The organism is Micrococcus sp. HMSC31B01 (assembly GCF_001816085.1).
Classification (GTDB): domain Bacteria; phylum Actinomycetota; class Actinomycetes; order Actinomycetales; family Micrococcaceae; genus Micrococcus; species Micrococcus luteus.
Genome location: NZ_KV825284.1, coordinates 1 through 2,943 on the forward strand (window position 1 = coordinate 1; position 2,943 = coordinate 2,943).

Consider the following 2,943-nt stretch of genomic DNA (forward strand, 5'->3'; position numbering starts at 1 on the left):
GGACCGGGAGGAGATGACCCGCATCTCCCGCGACGGGGCCTCCGTCCCGACCGCCTGATCCGGGGCGGGCCCTGGCCGCCCCGGCGCTAGGCTTCCGGGGTGGCCCGCCTCCTCGTCGACATCACCCCGCTGCGGGTCTCACCCGCCTACCGGCGGCTGTGGCTCGGCAACACGCTCGCGTACGTGGGCACGCAGCTCACGCTCGTGGCGGTGTCCCTCGAGGTGTTCGCCCTGACCGGCTCCTCGTTCGCGGTGGGCCTGCTCGGCCTCGCCGCGCTCGTGCCCCTCGTGGTCGCGGGCCTGTACGGCGGCGCGATCGCGGACCGGCACGACCGCCGCCGCGTCGCACTGACCTCGTCGGCCGTCATGTGGCTGACCACGGTCGGCATCGCCGCGCAGGCCTGGGCCGGGTTCGAGTCGGTGCCGGTGCTGTACGCCCTCGTGGCCCTGCACTCCGGCGCGTCCGGCATCAACCAGCCCACCCGCGGCGCGATCATCCCCGCGCTCGTGGGCCTGCCGCTCGTGCCGGCGGCGAACGCGCTGAACATGATGACGTTCTCCGTGGCCCTGATGGTCGGCCCCGTGCTGGGCGGCGTGCTCGTGGCGGCGGTCGGCTACGCGTGGACCTACTCGATCGACGTCGTCACCTTCCTCGCCGCCCTGTACGCCGTGTGGCGGCTGCCGTCCCTGCCGCCGCAGCGGGCCGAGACCGCGACCGCCTCGGGGACGCGCTGGGGCCTGGCCTCGGTGGTCGAGGGCCTGCGCTTCCTCGGCTCGCGACCGAACCTGCGGATGACCTTCCTGGCGGACATCGTGGCTATGACGACGGCGTTCCCGCGCGCCCTGCTGCCCGCCATCGGCGCCGTGGTGCTCGGCGGCGGTGAGGCCGCCGTCGGGGTGCTGCTGGCCGCGATGGCGGCGGGCGCGTTCCTCGCGGGGCTGTTCTCCGCGCCGTTCACACGCCTGCATGCGCAGGGCTGGGGCGTGTACGTCTCGATCCTCGTGTGGGGCGCGGCGGTGGCCGCGTTCGGCGGCGTGGTGTGGTGGGCGCAGTCCCTGCCCGACGGCGATCCCCGCCTCACGCTCGCGTTCGCCCTCGCCGCGCTGTGCATGGCGGTGGGCGGGGCCGCGGATTCGCTCTCCGGCGTCTTCCGCGGCTCGATCCTGCAGTCCGCGACCCCGGACCACCTGCGCGGCCGGCTGCAGGGCGTGTTCGTCGTCGTGGTGGCGGGCGGGCCGCGCCTGGGCGAGCTGCTCACCGGCGGCGCCTCCGTGGGCCTGGGGGAGGGGCCGACCCTGCTGGCCGGCGGTGTGCTGTGCATGCTCGGCGTGACCGCGCTGATGCGGTGGCAGCCCGGCTTCCTGCGCTACGACGCGCGGAACCCCACACCCTGAGCGGGCGCGGGGTTCCGTGGCGGGAGGCTGCGAGCCCGCGACCGCCGAGGAGCGCCGAGCCAGACGTTTCTGCCCGTGAGCCAGATGATTCTGCTGCAGATCGGGCCGCGAAACCGCCGAAACGTCTGGCTCGCGGCAGCCTGAGCCGCCGTCCACGGGAGCCACCACGACGACGGCGGCCGGCGGGTCAGCGGTCGCGGTCGGCCTGGAGCGTGGCCGGCACCGCGCCGCCCAGGCGCGTCCAGTGGCGGACGAGGTCCTCGTCCGGGGCCGCCTGGAGCGTCTCGCGGGCCGCCTCCTCCGCCTTCTTGATGCGGCGCTCCAGATCCTGGTCCGCGCCCTCGTAGGCGGCCGCGTGCCGGTGGGAGCGCAGCGATCCGACGTCCTCCGTGCGACGCTCCACCACCGCGAGCTGCTCGGCGATCGCGTCCTGGTTGGCGCGCTGGGCCTTCAGGTTCGCGGGGGCGAGCACCTGGGCCACGAACCCGTGGTCGAGGAGGAGGCCGCGCGGGGCGGCGATGCCGTGACGCAGCGCGAGGTCCACATGGTCCTCGAAGGTCAGGAGCATGGCGGCCTTGGTGAACTTCAGGTCGTCGACCGGGCGGCCGTCCACGCGGGCCCGGGCCCGCGCCCGGCCGATCGTGGTGTCGGCGGACCACACGGCCCCGCGAGGGTCGATCAGGTACAGCATGGGGACTCCTGGTGGGCTCGGAGGGGAGACGGCGTGCGGATCAGCGGAAGTTCACGAACTGCAGGTCCGCGTCCTCGAAGTCCTTGAGCATCGCGATGACCGACTGCAGGTCGTCGCGGGACTTGGAGGACACGCGCAGCTCGTCCCCCTGGATCTGGGCCTTGACGGACTTGGGGCCCTCGTCGCGGATCAGCTTGGTGATCTTCTTCGCGGTGGGCTGGTCGATGCCCTCCTTCATGGTCGCCTCGATGCGGTACTCCTTGCCGGAGGCGAACGGGGCGCCGGCGTCGAGGGACTTGAGGGAGATGCCGCGCTTGACGAGCTTGGACTCGAACACGTCCTTGACGGCCTTGACGCGCTCCTCGGAGGAGGCCTTCATGAGGATCTTCTCGCCGGAGAAGTCGATCTCGGCGCCGACGCCCTTGAAGTCGTAGCGCTGGGCGATCTCCTTCTGCGCCTGGTTCAGGGCGTTGGACACCTCCTGGCTGTCCACCTTGCTGACGATGTCGAACGTGGAATCGCTGGCCACGGGTGCTCTCCTTCAGGGTCTGCGGACGGGGTGCGCCCGTCGTCGACGGCCACTGCAGGGCCGCGCGGAGCGCTCTGCGGGCCAGCCTACCGGGGACGACGGACGCGGTCCCGGGCCGATTGGCGGCGTGGCGCGGAGATGCTGTACAGTCGACTCTCGCCCGACCGGTGCGGTCGTCCTCGAGACGCCCAGCAGCCGCCGGGTGGCACGGCAGATTTCCCGAGCGGCCAAAGGGGGCTGACTGTAAATCAGCTGGCACTGCCTTCACTGGTTCGAATCCAGTATCTGCCACCGGAACGAAGACCCCGGGACCGTACGGTCCCGGGGT

General features: G+C 72.6%; 3 protein-coding genes and 1 tRNA gene. 2 read left to right on the forward strand and 2 right to left on the reverse strand.

The features are described 5' to 3' along the window. The first annotated feature begins 99 nt into the window (after positions 1–99). Positions 100–1,395, forward strand: a complete 1,296-nt coding sequence (locus HMPREF3105_RS09675) for an MFS transporter (RefSeq protein ID WP_070709429.1) — start codon at positions 100–102, stop codon at positions 1,393–1,395. A gap of 187 nt (positions 1,396–1,582) precedes the next feature. Here HMPREF3105_RS09675 and HMPREF3105_RS09680 read toward each other — a convergent pair whose 3' ends face one another. Both HMPREF3105_RS09680 and HMPREF3105_RS09685 read right to left on the reverse strand, forming a co-directional pair. Then, a complete protein-coding gene (locus HMPREF3105_RS09680) occupies positions 1,583–2,086 on the reverse strand; it encodes a hypothetical protein (protein WP_036317679.1) in 504 nt (167 codons plus the stop codon). A gap of 40 nt (positions 2,087–2,126) precedes the next feature. Further along, complete coding sequence (locus HMPREF3105_RS09685) at positions 2,127–2,615, reverse strand: YajQ family cyclic di-GMP-binding protein (RefSeq protein ID WP_036317682.1); 489 nt, start codon at positions 2,613–2,615, stop codon at positions 2,127–2,129. A gap of 209 nt (positions 2,616–2,824) precedes the next feature. On the opposite strand from HMPREF3105_RS09685, the gene HMPREF3105_RS09690 reads away from it, so the two are divergent. Then, a tRNA-Tyr gene (locus tag HMPREF3105_RS09690) sits at positions 2,825–2,906 on the forward strand. The last annotated feature ends 37 nt before the right edge of the window (positions 2,907–2,943 follow it).